The 17,377-nt window shown below is 71.9% G+C and carries 18 protein-coding genes and 1 pseudogene; 9 read left to right on the top strand and 10 right to left on the bottom strand.

Going from position 1 to position 17,377, the window contains the following annotated elements; translation table 11 throughout:
• Window positions 1–61: 61 nt before the first annotated feature.
• A pseudogene (locus ABD993_RS21795) lies at window positions 62–232 on the top strand (IS1380 family transposase); the annotation flags it as partial.
• A gap of 414 nt (window positions 233–646) precedes the next feature.
• Here the strand turns inward: ABD993_RS21795 and ABD993_RS21790 are convergent.
• Window positions 647–1,669, bottom strand: a complete 1,023-nt coding sequence (locus tag ABD993_RS21790; protein WP_345421473.1) for an ABC transporter substrate-binding protein — start codon at window positions 1,667–1,669, stop codon at window positions 647–649.
• 1,388 nt (window positions 1,670–3,057) lie between these two features.
• Between ABD993_RS21790 and ABD993_RS21785 the strand changes: the two genes are divergently transcribed.
• The 8 genes from ABD993_RS21785 (at window position 3,058) to ABD993_RS21750 (ending at window position 8,971) form a co-directional block, all read left to right on the top strand.
• A complete protein-coding gene (locus tag ABD993_RS21785) occupies window positions 3,058–3,894 on the top strand; it encodes an N-acyl homoserine lactonase family protein (protein ID WP_345421470.1) in 837 nt (278 codons plus the stop codon).
• Window positions 3,891–4,742, top strand: a complete 852-nt coding sequence (locus tag ABD993_RS21780; RefSeq protein WP_345421467.1) for an SDR family NAD(P)-dependent oxidoreductase — start codon at window positions 3,891–3,893, stop codon at window positions 4,740–4,742. Before ABD993_RS21785 ends, ABD993_RS21780 begins: the two co-directional genes overlap by 4 nt.
• Window positions 4,739–5,644, top strand: a complete 906-nt coding sequence (locus ABD993_RS21775) for an NAD(P)-dependent oxidoreductase (protein ID WP_345421464.1) — start codon at window positions 4,739–4,741, stop codon at window positions 5,642–5,644. The genes ABD993_RS21780 and ABD993_RS21775 overlap by 4 nt, the downstream gene beginning before the upstream one ends.
• A 2-nt stretch (window positions 5,645–5,646) precedes the next feature.
• Entirely contained in the window at window positions 5,647–6,066 is a 420-nt protein-coding gene (locus tag ABD993_RS21770) for a cupin domain-containing protein (RefSeq protein WP_345421461.1), read from the top strand.
• Entirely contained in the window at window positions 6,063–6,497 is a 435-nt protein-coding gene (locus tag ABD993_RS21765; protein WP_345421458.1) for a carboxymuconolactone decarboxylase family protein, read from the top strand. Before ABD993_RS21770 ends, ABD993_RS21765 begins: the two co-directional genes overlap by 4 nt.
• Window positions 6,490–7,416: an NAD(P)-dependent oxidoreductase gene (locus ABD993_RS21760; protein ID WP_345421455.1), complete on the top strand. Its 927-nt coding sequence runs from the start codon at window positions 6,490–6,492 to the stop codon at window positions 7,414–7,416. Before ABD993_RS21765 ends, ABD993_RS21760 begins: the two co-directional genes overlap by 8 nt.
• On the top strand, window positions 7,413–8,120 hold the full coding sequence (locus ABD993_RS21755; RefSeq protein WP_345421452.1) for a GntR family transcriptional regulator: 708 nt from the start codon (window positions 7,413–7,415) through the stop codon (window positions 8,118–8,120). The genes ABD993_RS21760 and ABD993_RS21755 overlap by 4 nt, the downstream gene beginning before the upstream one ends.
• A 74-nt stretch (window positions 8,121–8,194) precedes the next feature.
• Entirely contained in the window at window positions 8,195–8,971 is a 777-nt protein-coding gene (locus ABD993_RS21750) for a carboxymuconolactone decarboxylase family protein (protein ID WP_345421449.1), read from the top strand.
• 67 nt (window positions 8,972–9,038) lie between these two features.
• On the opposite strand, the gene ABD993_RS21745 is transcribed toward ABD993_RS21750, so the two are convergent.
• The 9 genes from ABD993_RS21745 to ABD993_RS21705 form a co-directional block, all read right to left on the bottom strand.
• A complete protein-coding gene (locus tag ABD993_RS21745; protein WP_345421446.1) occupies window positions 9,039–9,620 on the bottom strand; it encodes a carboxymuconolactone decarboxylase family protein in 582 nt (193 codons plus the stop codon).
• A 31-nt stretch (window positions 9,621–9,651) separates the two neighbouring features.
• Window positions 9,652–10,578 carry an MBL fold metallo-hydrolase gene (locus ABD993_RS21740; RefSeq protein WP_345421443.1) on the bottom strand — a complete coding sequence of 309 codons (927 nt, stop codon included), beginning with the start codon at window positions 10,576–10,578 and terminating at the stop codon, window positions 9,652–9,654.
• Complete coding sequence (locus ABD993_RS21735; RefSeq protein ID WP_345421440.1) at window positions 10,575–12,059, bottom strand: flavin-containing monooxygenase; 1,485 nt, start codon at window positions 12,057–12,059, stop codon at window positions 10,575–10,577. Before ABD993_RS21735 ends, ABD993_RS21740 begins: the two co-directional genes overlap by 4 nt.
• A gap of 19 nt (window positions 12,060–12,078) precedes the next feature.
• The gene (locus tag ABD993_RS21730; protein WP_345421437.1) at window positions 12,079–12,555 is read right to left on the bottom strand and encodes a carboxymuconolactone decarboxylase family protein; all 477 of its coding nucleotides are present in this window, start codon (window positions 12,553–12,555) and stop codon (window positions 12,079–12,081) included.
• Window positions 12,555–13,493, bottom strand: a complete 939-nt coding sequence (locus ABD993_RS21725) for a DUF6282 family protein (RefSeq protein ID WP_345421434.1) — start codon at window positions 13,491–13,493, stop codon at window positions 12,555–12,557. Before ABD993_RS21725 ends, ABD993_RS21730 begins: the two co-directional genes overlap by 1 nt.
• Window positions 13,490–14,599, bottom strand: coding sequence for an ABC transporter ATP-binding protein (locus ABD993_RS21720; RefSeq protein ID WP_345421431.1), 1,110 nt, complete (start codon window positions 14,597–14,599; stop codon window positions 13,490–13,492). Before ABD993_RS21720 ends, ABD993_RS21725 begins: the two co-directional genes overlap by 4 nt.
• Complete coding sequence (locus ABD993_RS21715) at window positions 14,596–15,393, bottom strand: ABC transporter permease (protein ID WP_345421428.1); 798 nt, start codon at window positions 15,391–15,393, stop codon at window positions 14,596–14,598. Before ABD993_RS21715 ends, ABD993_RS21720 begins: the two co-directional genes overlap by 4 nt.
• A complete protein-coding gene (locus ABD993_RS21710) occupies window positions 15,390–16,334 on the bottom strand; it encodes an ABC transporter permease (protein ID WP_345421425.1) in 945 nt (314 codons plus the stop codon). The genes ABD993_RS21715 and ABD993_RS21710 overlap by 4 nt, the downstream gene beginning before the upstream one ends.
• A gap of 151 nt (window positions 16,335–16,485) precedes the next feature.
• Window positions 16,486–17,238 (bottom strand): IclR family transcriptional regulator, encoded by a 753-nt coding sequence (locus ABD993_RS21705; protein ID WP_345421422.1) that lies wholly within the window; start codon window positions 17,236–17,238, stop codon window positions 16,486–16,488.
• Window positions 17,239–17,377 lie beyond the last annotated feature (139 nt).

Here is a 17,377-nt window from a genome sequence, read left to right as displayed (position 1 = left end):
CCCACAGCTCCAGTCTCCTTGCTAGATCAGGAGCCTCTCCACCGGCCAGGACGGTTCAGACTGGCAGGCCGCCTACAACGCCGACGGCGAGCCCCGCCCGGGCGCGTGGGTCACCGAGGCCACCGGCCTGATGAACCTCGCGACCTGGCCGAAAGGGATGCGGGTGATCGTCCGCAAGGAGCGGCCGCACCCGGGAGCGCAGCTGCGCCTGACCGACCCGGACGGGTTGCGCCCTCGGAGCCGGCGGCAGCCAGGGACCACGCAGGGGTAATCGAATCCTCGTCGATGATGCCCGGCTCGGCCTCGGCGAGGATCGCGATCATCGCGCTAGTGGAATCGGCGATGTCTGTGACCGGCAGCGTGTCGTCGTGCCGGAAGGCACCGAGCAGGGCTCGTGCAGCGTTCGTCGCGCCAACACCGACGCTCGTGCGGATCAGGTGGTCGAGCGTCGACGTCTGCGTTCTCGGCCGCTGCTTCGACCGCGAGGGCGGTCTGCCCCTCGAGCCCGAAAGCAATGCCGGTGCTGTGCAGGAAGACAAGATCACGACTCGGGCCGGGAATCGTCGTGGTCCGGCGCAGGTAGTCGATGAGCTGACGATTGCTCTGCGAAGCCGGCGGGCTCGTCGCCGGGTGACCGACAGGTCCATCACCGGCCCTGCACCTCACGGATGATCGAGGTGTCGACGAGGCCCTCCAGCTCGGCGCGGCTGCGCGGCGTCCGGTTGTCCTTCGCCGCGAGCCATTCCTCCTCTAGTACGAGGACATCGACCAGGTCGGCCGGGATCGCGCAGGGGAAGGTGTGGTGGTGCCACGAGTCCTTGATCAGCGTCTGCGGCTGGCCGGTCCGGGTGGCCAACAGCCCCTGCATCTCGGTGGGGTCGTCCTCGGCGGCCTGGCAGCCCGCCGTGACCTCGCGCAGGAACCCGACGATCTGCGCGCGTTTGGCCGGATCGGCGAGATCGCCCGCCTTGGCGTTGAGGCTGTAGATCTCGCGGTAGCTCGCCTCGGGCCGGAGGCTCACGGCATCTGCACCGAGTGCCTGCACGGCCCGCTCGGCGTCGGGCTCCCAGATGGAGATCGCGTCGACCTCGCGGTTGATCAGCGCGTCCGCGCTCGCCGGCGCCGTCAGCGAGGTGATGGTGACGTCGGAGTCGCTCAGGCCCGCGGTCGTGAGGACCTGGTTCAGGAACACCGCCGCCGACGTGTTGGCGAAGGTCGCGACCCGCTTGCCCTTGAGGTCGGCGATGGAGGTTATCCCCGCCGACGACCGGGCGACGATCCGGTAGAGCCCCTCGGTGACCGTCATGACGATCCGGGCGTCCGGATGGGTCAGCGACATCCGCAGGGTCTGGGTGCCTGCGTTGCCTGCGAGGTCGGCGATCCCGGACGTGACGGGCGCGGACCCGCCCGCCGTCCGGCCGCTCACGCCGCTGGAGAGCTGCGAGTCGGTCGCGTCCCACAGGTTCGGGACGCCACCGCTCGCGGTGGTCACGGTGCCGGGGGCCACCTTCGAGGCCGCGAGCAGCACGGGTCCGAACTCGAGCACGGAGTTGTGTCCGACGACCGAAAGCGGTGGCGCGGTCGGGGTGGGGGCGGTGGCTGGCGGGGTGGCGGCACAGGCCGCGAGCAGCAGGGCTCCGATCGGGACGAATAGGAGCGACTTGCGCATGCGGTTCTCCTTCGGGTTGTCCTGCACACGCGGCTCGTTCCGCGACGAGACCGACGAGGGGGGTGGTGCAGGGCTGGAGCGGCCGGGTCGGGTCTGCGTACCCGGCCAGAACGGATCGATCGCGGCGGACTGCCGCTCGATCGGGGACGGGCGGTGGGCGCTCGCGGTTCGTCGGCAGCTCGGACCGGTCGGCCGGGGATCTGCCCCTTGGGCGACCACCGGTCCTCCCGCTCACTGCGGCCGAGGGAGGCATCCGGGCGGGGAAGGTGACCGGAGGGGGCTCGCGGTCCCGGGGCCCGACGGCGAAGGCCTTGCCGACTCCACACTTCGGACCTCCGCGGCGCTGCGTATATCGGGACAAGTGTCGCGCAATACGCAACAATCGGGACGCTAGTTGACGAGTCGAGCACCGTCAATGCTCGTCGGGGCCCTTTTGTCCGACAGGCAGACGAGCGGCGCCTGCGGGCGAGTGGATCCGGGCCGGCTGATCCACCTTCGAGGGCAGTCAATACCGGGGTCGGGCGGGTTCGTCCGGCCGCTCGCCCCGGCCTGCTGACCTTCGGGCGGTCCAGTCGTGCCGACCATCGGGAGGGTCAGCGCTCACCCCGCGACCACCACTGCCGGCGGCCGCCCCGTCACCGTCCGGTCGACGTTCTTCTCGCCCACGGGGTCGATGACGGGTTCCTCGACGTGGGTCTGGGCGCAGGCCCCAGGCCTTGAGCGCTCATGTCCGCGGCCGCTCGTGAGTTGGGCCGAGCGTGGTCCGCGCCAGCTCCCACGGTGCAGGCTGTCCTCTGCAATCCCCAGGGTGACCGCGAGCACGACCTGGGCGGACTCGGTCACCGCCCTCCCACGTCGTGCGCAGCTCGTGCCCACTGGTGGCCCGCCGCGGCGCCGAATACCGCGGCGTTGTTCGGTGCGTACTTGCGCACGAGCAGCGAGCGCACGAACTCCCGCCGCCCCGGAACGTGGCGTCCCGGGCCTCGTTGCCGCCGACCATCCGTTTGCGCTCGACCCGAGCGGCCTCTTCTCCGTGGCCATCCCCGCGCCGGGTTCGGCGGTGAGGGGCGGCGCTCGGAGAACGGGGGTGTTGATCCCGGTCATCGGCTCGGCCGGGTCCGCCCACATCGGCATCCGAGCTCCTCCGCCGTAGTCTCGATGTCCGGCGTGCCTGGGTCTGCTCGCCCGCGGCCACGGCCGTCCCCGGAGGACTCCTCGTCGGTGGCTTGCGGGCTACCGATCCCCCGAGGCGCAGCCCGCGCCCAGCTGATCCGGCCGGGTGAGGGGCGTACAGCCCCGCTCTCGGGCGCACTTGCATCCCCATAAATTGTCTGACAGCCTGACAGTCCGAGGTACGAGGGGGGTGCGATGACGCACGGGGCAGGCGCATGAGCGGGTACGAGGTCCTCGCGGTCCGGTACGGAACCCGGGTCGCGGGCAAGGCCGAGAGTTACCTGAACTTCCACGTCTACGGCGAGCCGGACGAGTCCTTCGAGATGGACTACTTCTTCTGGCTGGTCCGGAGCCCGGAGCGCACGGTCCTGGTGGACTGTGGGTTCGGCGCGGAGTCGGGCAGGCGGCGCCGCCGCGACATGCTGGTCGACCCGGTCGCCGCGCTGTCGGCGCTGGGCGTCGAGTCGGCTGCGGTGGACCAGCTCGTCGTCAGCCACGCGCACTACGACCACATCGGCAACCTGCACCGCTTCCCGAACGCCGAGATCGTGATCGCCCGCCGCGAGTTCGAGTTCTGGACCGGCCCGTACGCGGGGCGCCTGCAGTTCGCGCACGCCGTCGAGCCGCCGGAGCTCACCGCGCTCGCCGCGACCCGGGAACAGGGCCGGCTGCGGCTGGTCGAGGACACCCTCGACCTCGCGCCCGGCATCGAGCTGATCGTCGTCGGCGGGCACACCCCGGGCCAGATGGTCGTCCAGGTCGCCGGCGAGGGCGGCGCCGGCGCGGTGATCCTGGCGGCGGACGCGCTGCACTTCTACGAAGAGCTGGAGCGGGACCGCCCGTTCTTCGTCGTCGCCGACCTGGTCGACATGTACCGCGGCTTCGACGTGCTGCGGGAGATGACGGAGGACCCGGGCCGACTGCTCGTGGCGGGCCACGACGCTGAGGTCGGCAAGCGCTTCGCCGACCGCGTCCCCGGCCTGCCCGCCGAGCTCGCCGAGCTCGTCGTCCGGATCTCCCCATCGGCTGCTGAAGGAAAGGAGAGGCAGTGAGCCTCGAAGGAGAGGTCGCCCTGATCACGGGGGCGGCGGGCGGCCTCGGTTCCGCCACGGCGCACGCGCTGGCCGCGCAGGGCGCGAAGCTCGTGCTCACCGACGTGGACGGTGACCGGCTGGAGACGCTGGCCGAGGAGCTGGGCGTCCCGGTGGTCACCCGGGTCGCGGACGTGTCGAGCGAGGCGGACGTCCAGGCCGCGGTCGCAGCGGGTGTCGCCGAGTTCGGCCGCATCGACCTGCACCACCTCAACGCAGGCATCCCCGGCCCGCTGGTCCGGCTCACCGAGCTGTCGGTCGAGGACTGGGACCGGGTCATGGGCATCAACATGCGCGGGGTGTTCCTCGGTGTGCGCGAGGCCTTCCGCCAGTACGAGAAGCAGACCGGCGGCGGCGCGATCGTGATCACCGCCTCGATCGCGTCGCTACGCGCCTCCGACGACCTGCTGGCCTACCACTCGTCGAAGCACGGGGTGCTGGGCCTGCTCAAGGGTGCCGCGATGTACGGCGGCCCGATCGGCGTGCGGGTCAACGCGGTCGCCCCCGGCATCGTCCCGACGGCGCTGTTCGCGGGCGCCGGCGGGGGCCCGGGAGGGGGCGACGACATGGTGCGGCGGGCCTCCACCACCCCGCTACGCCGCGCCGGGCGCGCCGAGGAGATCGCCTCGGTCATCGCGTTCCTGCTGGGCGACGGTGCCACGTACATGACCGGCGAGGTCGTGTCCGTCGACGGCGGCGCGGCCGCCGTCAACACCGTCCGACCCTCGGGTGGGGCCGGGGCGTGGGATCCGCGCCCCGGCGACCTGCGGATGCACCCCGAGCTGGCAGCAGAGGAGTCCCCCCGATGAGCGAGCAGCGGACCGTCGGGTTCGTCGGCCTGGGCAACATGGGCGGCCGGATGACCCGCCGCCTGGTCGACGCCGGCTTCGAGGTCCACGGCTTCGACCCCCGGCCCGGTGCCGTGGAAGCCGTGGGCGCCGCGCCCGCGGGCTCCCCGGCCGAGGTGGCGGGGCGCGCGCAGGTGCTGCTGATGTCGCTGCCGGACAGCAAGGTCGTCGAGCCCGTCGTGCGCGGTGCTGACGGCCTGCTGGCCGGCGCGAGCGCCGGCGCCACGATCGTCGACCTGTCGACCGCGTCCCCGGCCTCCACCGAGAGGCTCTACGCCGAGGCCGCTGCGCAGGGCGTCCGCTACATCGACGCCGGCATCTCCGGCGGGGCCGCGGCGGCCGAGAAGGGCGTCCTGACGATCATGGCCGGCGGTGACGCCGAGGCTCTCGCCGGCATCGAGTGGGTGTGGAGCCCGATCGCCTCGCGGGTCTACCACCTCGGCGCCGCGGGTGCCGGGCACACCGCGAAGCTGCTGAACAACTTCCTCAACGCGGTCAGCCTCGCCGCCACCGCGGAGGTCATGGTCGCCGGGCGCAAGGCGGGCCTGGACATGGTCCAGCTGCTCGACGTGCTCAACTCCAGCAGCGGGGTCAACTTCGCCACACAGAACCGGTTCCCGAACATCGTGCGCGGTGACTACATGGAGGGTGGGCTGACCGGGCGGCTGATGACCAAGGACGTCGCGCTCTACGTCGACCTCGTCGGCCGGCTCGGTGTCCCGGCGCTCAACGCGTCGGGCCCGCTCGCCAGCTTCGGGCTGGCCGAGAACCTCGGCTACGGCGACCAGATCAGCAACCGGGTCGTGGACGCGATCGGCGACGTCTCCGGCGGCGTGCGCGTGCACGGTTCGAAGGAGGGCTGAGCATGCAGATCGTCCGCGGGCGGGCCGCAGGATCCGCCCCCAGCCAGTCCCGCACCGACACCTTCACGGGCACGGTGTGGGCCGATCCGGTGCTGCCGACCACCAACGGCAACACCATGAACTCCGTGACCTTCTGCCCCGGGGCGCGGACCTACTGGCACCACCACACCGGCGGCCAGATCCTCGTCGTCACCGCCGGTCGGGGCTGGGTCCAGTCGCTCGGCGAGCCGCCGCAGGTCATCCGTGCCGGGGACACGGTGTGGGTGCCGCCGGGGGAGCGGCACTGGCACGGCGGCACGGCCGACACGATCATGACCCATCTCGCCGTCTCGATCGGCCCCACCGTGTGGCTGGACGAGGTCGCCGAGGACGACTACCTGGCCGCGCTCAGCGTCGTGGCCGAGGAGGTGACCGCCCGATGAGCACGGAGCACAGTGCTGGACCCGGTGCCGTCGGCGCCCGGGAGCCCGACGCGCGCTATGAGCGCGGCCTGGCGATCCGCATGCAGGTGCTGGGGGAGGCCCACGTCGAGCGCTCTCTGGCGAACGTCAGCGAGTTCTCCCGGCCGGTCCAGGAGTTCGTCACCGCCGCCTGCTGGGGCGACATCTGGAGCCGGCCGGGGCTGGACCGCCGCACCCGTAGCCTGCTCAACCTGGTGATGCTGACGGCCCTGGGCCGCAACCACGAGCTGGGCGTGCACGTGAAGGGCGCCATCGCGAACGGCTGCACCGAGGAGGAGATCCAGGAGACCCTGCTGCAGACGGGCGTCTACTGCGGCGTGCCTGCCGCCCTGGAGTCCTTCCGGGTGGCCGAGCAGGTGCTCGGTGAGATCGCCGGGACCCGGAATGGCTGAGCCGCAGGGCCTGCCGGGCACCGTCGGGTTCATCGGCCTCGGCCGCATGGGCGAGCCGATGGTCCGCCGGCTCGCGGCCGCGGGCGTCACCGTTCGCGCGTTCGACGCCGTGGCCCGCCTGCACCTGGCCGAGGTCGTCACGCTGGTGGACGAGGTCGCCGCGGTCGCCGAGGGCGCCGCGGTCGCCGAGGGCGCCGCGGTCGTCATCCTCATGCTGCCGGACTCGAACGTCGTCGAGGCCGTCGTGCACGGTGGCGACTCCGAGACCGGCCTGCTCGACGCGCTGGCGCCGGGCGCTGTGCTCGTCGACATGGGGTCGTCGGAGCCGCTGCGCACGCGCGCCCTGGCGGCGGAGACCGCCGCCCGGGACGTCGTGCTGGTGGACGCGCCGGTCTCCGGCGGGGTGACCGGCGCCGAGTCCGGCACCCTGACGATCATGGTCGGCGGCCCGGAGGAGACCACCGCCGGGCTCGCCCCGCTGCTCGGGGTGCTCGGCCGGGTCCGGCGCGTCGGGCCGGTCGGGGCGGGCCACGCGCTCAAGGCGCTCAACAACCTCATGTCGGCGTCGCACCTGCTGGCCAGCTCGGAGGCGCTGCTCGCCGGGCAGCGGTTCGGGCTGGACCCGGCCGCGATGCTGGAGGCGGTCAACGGCTCCAGCGGCCGCAGCGGCTCGACCGAGAACAAGTGGCCGAACTTCGTGCTCCCCGGGACCTACAACTCCGGGTTCGCGCTCAGCCTGATGCTCAAGGACATCCGCATCGCCCTCGGCCTCGCCGAGGCCACCGGGGCGCCCTCGGCGCACACCGCGCGGACCGTCGAGCTGTGGGCCGAGGCGTCGGCCGCGCTGGGGCCGGGTGCGGACCACACGGAGATCGTGCGATGGTTGCGGTCCATCGGGACGGGGGAAGGGGACTCGTGAACGCTGGCTCGCCCCCGGCCCTCGGCCGGCCGACGTGGTCCTCGGACCAGATCGGCCGCGTCGCCGCGCCGCTGCGCGAGCAGGTCGTGACCCTCGTCCGGGACGCGATCCTCGGCTTCCGGCTGGCTCCGGGCCAGCGTCTCGTCGAGCGCGAGCTCGTCGAGCAGATCGGCGTCTCGCGGGCCACCGTCCGCGAGGTGCTGCGCCAGCTCGCCGCCGAGGGCCTGGTGACGGTGGTGCCGCAGCGCGGCGCAATCGTCACCGCCCTCTCGGCGGACGACGCCGCGGACCTCTACGAGATGCGCGCCTCGCTGGAGGCGCTCGCCGTGCAGCGGTTCGTGCAGCGCGCCACCCCCGACCAGGTGGTGGCGCTGCGCGAGGCGGTCGCCGAGATCGAGCGCACCGCCGGCGTCGCCGAGTCGGCGGAGCAGCTGGCCGCCAAGGACCGCTTCTACGAGGTGCTCTTCCGCGGTTCGGGCAGCGAGCCGCTGCAGCAGACGCTTGCCGGGCTGCAGGCCCGGGTCCGGCTGCTGCGGGCCAGCTCGCTGTCCGAGCCCGGCCGACCGCGCGTGGCGGCCGCCGAGCTGGCCGCCGTCGTCGACGCCGTGGAGGCGGGTGACTCCGCGGCTGCCGCGGCGGCCTGCGTCCACCACATCCAGAGCGCGGCCCGCACGGCGCTCGCCCGCCTCGGCGCCGACGGCTGAGAAGACTTCCGTCCACCCGCCGAGCCGCCGGACCCCGCGGCTCACCCCTCGCACCGCCGTTCCCAGGAGGACCCGTGTCGACCACCGAGCAGACCCTCACCCCCGAGCAGCAGGAGATCAAGGACGAGTTCGTCCGGGTGCGGGGCACCTGGGGCGAGACCTGGCAGAAGATGCTGGAGCTCGATCCGGCCTTCGTGCGCGCCTACCTGCACTTCTCCGCGGTCCCGTGGACCGGGACCACGCACCTGGACCCGAAGGTCAAGGAGTTCGTGTACATCGCGGCGGACGCCGCGGCCACGCACCTCTACGTCCCGGGCATCCGCCAGCACATCGAGGCCGCCTACAACCAGGGCGCCACCACCCAGGAGATCATGGAGGTCCTCGAGCTGACCTCCACGCTGGGCATCCACGCCAGCAACATCGGCGTCCCGCTGCTGATCGAGGTCCTGGAGGAGGCGGGGCTGCGCGACGGCACCCCGCCGCTCGACGAGCGCCGCGAGAAGCTGAAGGCCGAGTTCACCGCCAACCGCGGCTACTGGCACTCCTTCTGGGACGGCCTGCTCGAGCTCGATCCCGACCTCTTCGAGGCCTACATCGAGTTCTCCTCGGTGCCGTGGAAGACCGGCACCCTGTCGCCGAAGGTCAAGGAGCTCGTCTACATCGCCTTCGACGCCTCGGCCACCCACCTCTACGTGCCGGGCCTGAAGCTGCACATGCAGAACGCGGTCGGCTACGGCGCCACGGCCGGGGAGATCATGGAGGTCCTGGCGATCGTGAGCGTGATCGGCATCCACGCCGCCACGACCGCGGCACCGATCCTCGCGGAGATCGCCGCCGAACGCGGCGCCTGACCCCCGCGCGGGAGAGGCCCTCCGGACCGCGGTCCGGAGGGCCTCTCCCGTCTCCCGGGGAGCCGGCTCAGGTGACCTGCTCGACGGGCGGGGTCACGGCGAACACCGCCAGCTGGGTGGCCACGAAGTCGTAATAGCCCAGCAGGACCACCAGCTCGAACAGGTCGCGCTCGCCCAGCACGGCCACCGCGGCGGCGTACTCGGCGTCGTCGAGGGTCTTCCGGTCGATGATCGCGAGGGTCGTCGCGAACACGGTCCGCTCATCGTCGGAGCGGAAGTCCGGCTCGGTGCGGGTGGCGAGACCGTCGATCTCGGCGTCCGTGAGCCCCGCGGCCCGGCCGGCCTGCCGGTGGGCGTAGATCTCGAATGGGCTCTCGCGGTGGAAGGCGTGCAGCAGGATCGCGATCTCGCGGGCCCGGTCGGACAGCTCGAGCTCGTACCGCACGGCGTAGCCGATCTTCTCCAGCACCCGGCCCAGCGGCGGGCTGAGCAGCCAGCCGTTGGGCGGGCCCATCAGGCCGCCCTCGGGGTGCACGAGGGAGAAGGCCGCGCCCGGGGCCGCGCGCTTCCCGGTGGCGAACCGGTCGTAGATCTCCACCTGCTCGGGGGTCAGGGTGTCCCGGGTCAGGCGGGCCAGGCGCTCGGTCATGGTGCTCCGTCCTCTCCACCGCCGGAGGCCGTCACACCGGCTCCCCTTCGACGGGCTCGTACCGGTAACCGCCGGCCGGGTCGGTGACGACCCGGCCGGGCGTGGACTGGGGGAAGTGCGCCGGGAAGAGCAGCACGTCCTGGTCGGCGATGTCCCGCAACAGCTCCAGGCGCGCCGTGCTCGCCCCGCACGCGTCGATGCAGTAGTCCGTGCTGCGCTCCGGAAAGGCCAGCTGCAGCGCGTGATGGACCATGTCGCCCGCGAACACCGCCCGGCGGCCCTGCGAGCGGACCTCGACCGAGACGTTGCCGGGGGTGTGCCCGGCGGCCGGGACCAGCCGCACCTCCTCGCAGATCCGCAGGTCCGGTTCGACGAGGTCGAGGACCCCGGCCGCCTGCAGCGGCAGGATGCTGTCCCCGATGTAGTCGCCGAGCCGCTCGACGTCCGACCCGGCCTGCGTGCCCGTCCAGTAGGCGAGCTCGGGGGCGGTGGTGAGGTACCGGGCGTTCGGGAACGCCGGCACCCACGCCGTGCCGTCGAAGCGGGTGGCGAACCCGACGTGGTCCACGTGCAGGTGGGTGAAGACGACGGTGTCGATCTCCTCGGGCGCCACCCCCGCCCGGCCCAGGGCGGCGAACCAGTCGTCGTCGCGGTGGTCGAAGACCGGGTTCGGCCGGTCCTTCCCGTTCCCGATCCCGGCGTCGACGAGCAGGGTCCGCTCCGGGGTACGGACGACGAACCCGCCCATGTCGACGACGACCCGCTCGCCCTCGCGGTACGGCGGCTGCCAGTACCAGGCCGTCTCGTCGACGGTCGTGAGGTCCAGGTCCGGGAAGAACCGCAGCGGGTGCACCCGGTAGTGGAACTGCACGACGGGCACGACCGTGACGGCGCCGACGCGGAACCGCCGCTCCGCGGTGGCGCCGTCCCGGGGCCGCGCGACGGGTGGCGCGATCACTGCGGCACCGAGACCTTCCGGATCCCCACCCGGTGCAGCAGCTTCGTCACCACCAGGTACTTCAGGTGGGCACCCGGCCACTGCGTGATGTTCTTGCCGCCCTCGGAGTGGTAGTAGTTCCGGCAGCCGGACTCCATGGCGGAGGCCTTCTTGGCGATCTGCCCGTCGATCCACTTCACCCAGCGCTGCTGCATCCGCTCGTCGGTGTCGACGTAGCCCGGGCCGGACTCCAGCCGGCGCACGGCCTTCGCCGCGACCTCGGCCTGCCGCTCCAGCTGGGCGATGATCGAGAACCCGCCGTTGGTGTTGGGGCCGTAGAGGATGAAGAAGTTCGGGAAGCCGGACACGGTGATCCCGAGGAAGGCCGAGGTCCGGTCCGCCCACGCGTCGTGGATGGAGCGCTTCTCCAGGCCGCGGACGTCGATGTTCGACAGGAACCGGGTGGGCTGGAAGCCGGTGCTCATCACGAGCACGTCGATCTCGTGCTGCACGCCGCGGGAGTCCACGAGGCCCGTCGGGGTGACCGAGGTGACCGGGTGCGGCACCAGGTCGACGTGCGGCTGGTTGAGGGCGTCGTAGAAGGTCGACGCCAGCACGGGCCGCTTGCAGCCCCACGGGTAGTCGGGGGTGACGGCCTCGCGGGTCGCCGGGTCGGTGACCGTCGAGTTGATGTACTCGACGCACGCCTCGCGCTTGCGGTCCTGCGCGTGGCTGGTGGCGTCGTACGCCTTGAACCGCACCACGGACTGGTAGAAGAGGTAGCCGCGGTGCAGCCACTGCGCGCCCGGGACGTGCTTGTAGACCCAGCGCTCGCGGTCGGTGAAGGCCCGTTCCTTCTTCGGCTCCACCCAGCCCGGCTCGCGCTGGAAGACCAGCAGCGACTCGACCTCCGGGGTGATGCCGGGGACCACCTGCGCGGCGGTCGACCCGGTGCCCACGACGGCGGCGCGCTTCCCGCTCAGCTCCACGTCCTGCGGCCAGCGCGAGGTGTGGAACTTCGTGCCCTCGAACTCGTCGAGACCGGGCCAGTCCGGGTAGTTCGGCACGCTGAGCAGGCCCAGCGCGGACACGACGACGTCGAAGGTCTCGGTGTCGCCGTCCGCGGTCGTGACCGTGTAGTGGTGCTCGGCCTCGTCCCAGACGACGTCGGTGACCGCGGTGTTGAGCCGGATGTGCGGCCGAAGCCCGAAGTGGTCGACGATCTCGTTGGCGTACTTGAGCAGGTCCGGCTGCCGGGCGTGCGTGGTCTTCCAGTCGTAGCGCCAGAAGGAGAAGCTGTAGGCGTGCGAGGGGATGTCGACCTCGCAGCCGGGGTAGCGGTTGTCGTACCAGGTGCCGCCGACGTCCGGCGACTTCTCGAAGATGACGAACGACGCCGCCGTCATCTGACGGAGCTTGATCGCGGCGGCGATCCCCCCGAAACCGGCACCGATGATGCCGACCCGGACCGTCCGGCGGGGAACCCTACGTCGAGTACTCACCCTCATTGTGTCCTTCGCTCTATGCCGACGCGGCCGGCGCGGCGTCGCTGCCCGCCGTGTCCTGCGCTGTGTTCCCGGCTGTGTTCCCGGCCGCGTCCTCGGGGGCGTACGCGTTCTTCTCGCGGAGCACCTGCTCCGCCTGCCGGAACGCCGACATCGCCGCGGGGGCGCCGCAGTAGGCGGCGGAGTGCAGCATCAGCTCCTGGATGTCCTCCACGGTGCAGCCATTGACCAGGGCGGCGCCGACGTGCGAGTCGAACTCGACGGGACGGTTGAGCGCGATGAGGATGCCGAGTGTCACCAGGCTGCGGGTCCGGCGGTCCAGGCCGGGCCGGCTCCACACGTCGGCCCAGACGGCGCCCGCGATCCAGTCCTGGATCGGGCGCTGGAAGTCGTTGGCGTTGGTGTAGTTCTGGTGGACGAGCTGCTCGCCGAAGATCGCCCGCCGCACCTCCAGCCCACGGTCCACACCGGCGTCGCCCGGCTGTCGCATCATCAGTTGCCTCCCTGCTCCAGCAGCGTCCTCGCGTTGCCGCCGACCATCGCCCTGACGTCGTCGGCCGGCACGCCGTGATCGAGCAGCCGCCGGACCATCCGGCGGTACCCGGTGACCGGCAGGATGTTGCCGGCCTGCCCGAGGTCGGAGGAGAAGATCGTGCCGCCGACGCCGCACTCGTCCAGGTAGGGCTGCAAGGCCTCCTGGGTGAGCGGCGACGCCGGCCGGTTGACGGCCAGCGCCAGGCAGTGCTCGATCAACGCCCCCTGCCGGGCCCACTCGCCGCACCGCTGCGCGGACGCGCCGACGATGAAGGTCGGGTGGCTGATCACGATGCGGTGGATCCCGGCGGCGCGCGCACCCGCGACCAGCACGTCGATTTCGGGGGCGGAGAGGTGCCCGCAGTTGAGCACCGCCTCCTCCGCCGCGATGATCTCGAGGATCTCCTGTGCCACGGGCAGCAGCCGGCCCGCGTCGTCCAGGATCGGCAGCGGCTCGTGCTCGAGCAGCGCCATGCTGCTCGTCGGGAACCGGCTGTCGTGGTGGTCGTGGTGGAACTGGATGTGGGCCGCCGACGAGATCGTCGGGAACCACACCACGCGGCCGCCCAGCTTCAGGATCAGCTCGACGATGTACGGGTTGAGCCCGCCGACGGTCCGGTTCAGCGCGACCCCGCTGTACACGTCGATCGGCAGCTCCGCGAGACCGGCGTCGCGCAGGGCGAGGACGTCGGTCTGCATGCTCAGATGATGCGACTTGACGACCATCGCCGAGAAGCCCGCGGCCGCGGCGTCCCGGGCGGCGCCGAGGATGCCGATCCGCCGGGGAAAGGGGCTCGGCCCGGGGTGGACGTGCAGGTCCACCGCCCCGACCAGCAGCTCGTCGACCTCCGGGTCGGGCTCGCGCAGATCCGCGTCGAGGACGGCGGTGCTGCTCACGCGGCCTCCCCGACGACGAAGGCCTGGGCCCCGACCTCCCACGCGGCCCGCACCCGGTCGCCGACGCCTACCCGCACCGCCTCGTTCGACGGCAGGACCGCCGCCCCGACACGGCCGTCCGGCAGCACGAGGTCGATCCGGGAGACCGGGCCGAGCCGGGACACGTCGGTGACGGTCGCGCCGACCGAGTTCCAGCCGGCGGGGACGTCCGACGCCGGGTAGACGCGCATCCGCTCGGGGCGCACGACCAGCACCGCGTCGGCCGGGCGGTCGTCGGTGGCGGCGCGCCACTTCTCGTCCTGCCAGCCGTAGGTCTGCGGGTCCGCCCAGGCGCCCGCGAAGACGTTCGCCTCGCCGAGGAAGTTCGCCACGAACAGCGTGCCCGGGTCGTCGTACAGCTCGGCGGGCCTGCCGACGCGGTCGATCCGCCCGTTGTTGAAGACGGCGATGGTGTCCGACAGGAACATCGCCTCCTCCTGGTCGTGCGTGACGAACACGAAGGTCAGGCCCACGTCCTGGTGCAGGCTCTTCAGCTCCGCCTGTAGCGACTGGCGGAGCTTGCGGTCCAGGGCACCCAGCGGCTCGTCGAGCAGGACGAGCGAGGGGGAGAAGACCAGCGCGCGGGCGAGCGCCACGCGCTGCTGCTGGCCGCCGGACAGCTGCGCCGGCCGGCGGTGCTCCATCCCGCCGAGCCCGAAGCGCTCGAGGATGTCCAGGACGAGCGTGCGGACCTCGGCCTTGGTCTTGTTGCGCTGGCGCAGCGGGTACGCGACGTTGTCGAACACCGTCATGTGCGGGAACAGCGCGTAGTTCTGGAAGACCATCCCGAAGTTGCGCCGGTGCGGGGCGACCCGGGTGAGGTCGTTGCCGTTGAGCAGGATCGCGCCGGACGTGGGCTCCACGAACCCGGCGATCATGTTCAGCGTGGTGGTCTTGCCGGAGCCCGACGGCCCGAGCAGCGTGATGAACTCACCGGACTCGATCGCCAGGTCGATCCCGGCGACGGCCGGTGCGTCCGACCCGTACTGCTTGACGAGGTCCTGGATCTCGATGCGGCCCTGCGCGGTCGTCGCGGTCGTGGCCTCGGTGATCGTCGTGGTCGTCATGCCTTGCCACCGGCTCCCTGTCGTTTCCTGTTCATCCAGCCGAACTGCACGAGCAGCACGACGGCGCTCACGACGACCACCAGGACCGTCGAGGCCGCGGAGATCGTGGGGTCCGCCGCCTCGACGACGGCGTTGAACATCTGCACGGGCAGCGTGACGTTGCCCGGGCCCTGCAGCAGCAGCGCGATCACCAGCTCGTCGAACGAGGCGACGAAGGCGAACACCCCGCCCGCGACGATCCCCGGCAGGATCAGGGGGAAGGTCACGGTGCGGAACACGGTGGCCGGGGTCGCCCCCAGGCTCAGCCCCGCGGTGGTGAGCGAGCGGTCGTAGCCCTGCAGCCGGGCAAGGACCGCGATCAGCACGAACGGCACGGCCAGCGCGGTCTGCCCCAGCACCAGCCCCAGCAGGGTGCCGCTGAGCCCGAGCCGCAGGAAGGTGCCGTAGAGGGCCAGCGCGATGAGGATGTTCGGGACGATGAGCGGCGCGCTGAACGCCGCGGTCCCGAGGGCGCGCAGCCGCTTGCCGAGCCGGACCAGGCCGAAGGCGGCGCAGGTCCCGATCACCACCGCGAGGGGGGTGGCGAACGCCGCGACCTGCAGCGACACGAACACCGCGTCCCGCCACTCGGACGCCTGGACGAGGTTCTCGTACCAGCGCAGGGACCAGGTGTCCGGCGGGAACTGGAAGGTCGTCCCGCCCGACAGGCTCATCGGGATGAGGAACAGCGTGGGGATCGTCAGGAAGCCGGCGACCAGCCAGACCACCACGCCCAGGAACGGTCGGGTCCTCACGGCATCGCTCCCTTCGGGAGACCGGCCGCGGCACCGGGGCCGCCGCCACCCGGGGGCCGGGCCTGACGGCGGGCGGCGCGTTCGGAGACCTGGCGGCTCAGCAGCAGCATCGCCATGGTCACGATGAGCAGGAAGATGCCGATCGCGTTCGCCCCGGCGAAGTCGAGCACCTGCTCGACCCGGGCCATGATCAGCTGGGCGATCAGCGTCTGCTGCGGCGAGCCGAGCAGCGCGGGCGTCACGTAGAAGCCCAGGGACAGGATGAAGACGAGCACGCCGGAGGCGACGACGCCCGGCATGGACAGCGGCAGGTAGATCTGCCGGAAGGCCCGCAGCCGGGTGGCGCCGAGGCCCTGCGCGGCGTCGAGCAGCCGGCGGTCGATCTGGTCGAGCCGGGCGTAGAGCGGCAGGACGGCGAAGGGCAGCAGCACCTGCGTCATCGCGATCAGGACCGCCGGGGTGGTGCCCAGCAGCGGGTAGTCGATGCCGAAGGTCCCGGACAGGAACCTGTCCACCAGGCCGTTGCGCTGGAACAGGATCATCCAGCCGAAGTTCTTGGCGAGCGCACTCGTCCAGAACGGGATCAGCACGATCGTGAACAGGATGGCCCGGGTGCGCGGCCCGCAGACCGTCATGGCGAGGGCGAAGGGGTACGCCATGATCAGGTCGAGGACCGCCACGCCCAGCGCCACCAGCAGGGTCCGCAGCAGGACCCGCAGGGTGTAGCCGTCGGTGAACAGGCTGAGGTAGTTGTCGAGGCCGAGGCTCGGCTCGGTCACGCTGACCACGACGATCCGCACCAGCGGGTACACGAAGAGCAGGCCGCAGGCGACGATCGCCGGGACGAGCAGGATCAGGGTGGCGAGCCGGGACCCGGACGCGCGCTCCGTGGTGCGGGCACGGACGGCGGCCGGGCGGCCGGCCTGCAGGACGGCGGTCACGTGCGGACCGTCCGCGGCGGGGCGGCGCCGCGGTGGCCGGCGCCGTGGAGGGTCCAGGGCGGGATGGTGTGCATGTCGTCGGCTCCGCGAGGGGATGGGGACGGATGGTCGGTCGAGCGGGTGCCGGCCGGGGGAGCGCCCCGGCCGGACCTCAGCTCGGGGTGATCCGGGCGGCGGCCTCCACCAGATGGTCGGTGACCATGTCGTCCTCGTTGTCCGGCATGAACACGGAGAGGCCGATCACGGCGAGGGTGGCCACGATGGTGCCGTCGGAGGACAGGACCGGCGCGGCGATCGTCTTGAAGCCGCCGCTGCCGTAGACGTGGATGGAGGTCAGGACCCCGCCGACGGCCTTGAGCCCCTCGTCCTCGATCACCCGCAGGTGACCGCCTGCCGGGGGACGGCCGGTGCGGGCCAGCTTGTGGTAGGCCGCGAAGACCTTGGACTGGGCGGCGTCCGGCGGCAGCGACCGCCCGACCTCCACGGAGATCGTGGTGATCCGGCTGCTGTCCGGCACCACCCGGGCGATCACCGGGGCGCGGCCGCCCCACACGCTCAGGACGGCGGTGTTGCGGATCGCCCGACAGAGCTCCTGCATGACCGGGCCGGCGGCCTCGAGCACCCCGAGCCGGGACAGCGCGAGGGTGCCGAGCCGGGCGAGCACCGGGCCGAGCTCGAAGGTGGTGGCGTCCCGCCGGCGGAGCAGCCCGCCCCGCTCCAGCGAGACGAGATACCGATGAGCGGTCGACCGCCCGACACCGAGCACCTTGGCGGTGGTCTGGGTGTCCAGGGTGGTGGCTTCGGGTTCGAGGCACTCCAGGAGCGACACCACACGGGCGATGACCTGGATGTCTCCTCCGGAGCCTTCGCTCTCGGGTGGCACCGGGGCTTCCGACTTCCCCATACGGACCTCCGCTACGTCGCGTATTCCGGTATGAGCGTCGCACAATACGCGACACCGATGGACGGTAGTTGAGGCGGTCCGTGCCCGTCAATGCTCGTCAGGACATCTTTGTCAGACAGTCAGACGATAGCAGGTACGG

The sequence above is a fragment of the Pseudonocardia xishanensis genome (assembly GCF_039541715.1).
Taxonomy (GTDB): domain Bacteria; phylum Actinomycetota; class Actinomycetes; order Mycobacteriales; family Pseudonocardiaceae; genus Pseudonocardia; species Pseudonocardia xishanensis.
This window is presented reverse-complemented; position numbering and strand designations above follow the sequence as displayed.

Bases quoted from the DNA above. Each gene is read 5' to 3' on its own strand.
- ABD993_RS21730 (WP_345421437.1), bottom strand. From the start codon at position 12,555: ATGATGCGACAGCCGGGCGACGCCGGTGTGGACCGTGGGCTGGAGGTG.
- ABD993_RS21765 (WP_345421458.1), top strand. From the start codon at position 6,063: ATGAGCACGGAGCACAGTGCTGGACCCGGTGCCGTCGGCGCCCGGGAG.
- ABD993_RS21770 (WP_345421461.1), top strand. From the start codon at position 5,647: ATGCAGATCGTCCGCGGGCGGGCCGCAGGATCCGCCCCCAGCCAGTCC.
- ABD993_RS21705 (WP_345421422.1), bottom strand. From the start codon at position 17,238: ATGGGGAAGTCGGAAGCCCCGGTGCCACCCGAGAGCGAAGGCTCCGGA.
- ABD993_RS21785 (WP_345421470.1), top strand. From the start codon at position 3,058: ATGAGCGGGTACGAGGTCCTCGCGGTCCGGTACGGAACCCGGGTCGCG.
- ABD993_RS21745 (WP_345421446.1), bottom strand. From the start codon at position 9,620: ATGACCGAGCGCCTGGCCCGCCTGACCCGGGACACCCTGACCCCCGAG.
- ABD993_RS21760 (WP_345421455.1), top strand. From the start codon at position 6,490: ATGGCTGAGCCGCAGGGCCTGCCGGGCACCGTCGGGTTCATCGGCCTC.
- ABD993_RS21720 (WP_345421431.1), bottom strand. From the start codon at position 14,599: ATGACGACCACGACGATCACCGAGGCCACGACCGCGACGACCGCGCAG.
- ABD993_RS21775 (WP_345421464.1), top strand. From the start codon at position 4,739: ATGAGCGAGCAGCGGACCGTCGGGTTCGTCGGCCTGGGCAACATGGGC.
- ABD993_RS21790 (WP_345421473.1), bottom strand. From the start codon at position 1,669: ATGCGCAAGTCGCTCCTATTCGTCCCGATCGGAGCCCTGCTGCTCGCG.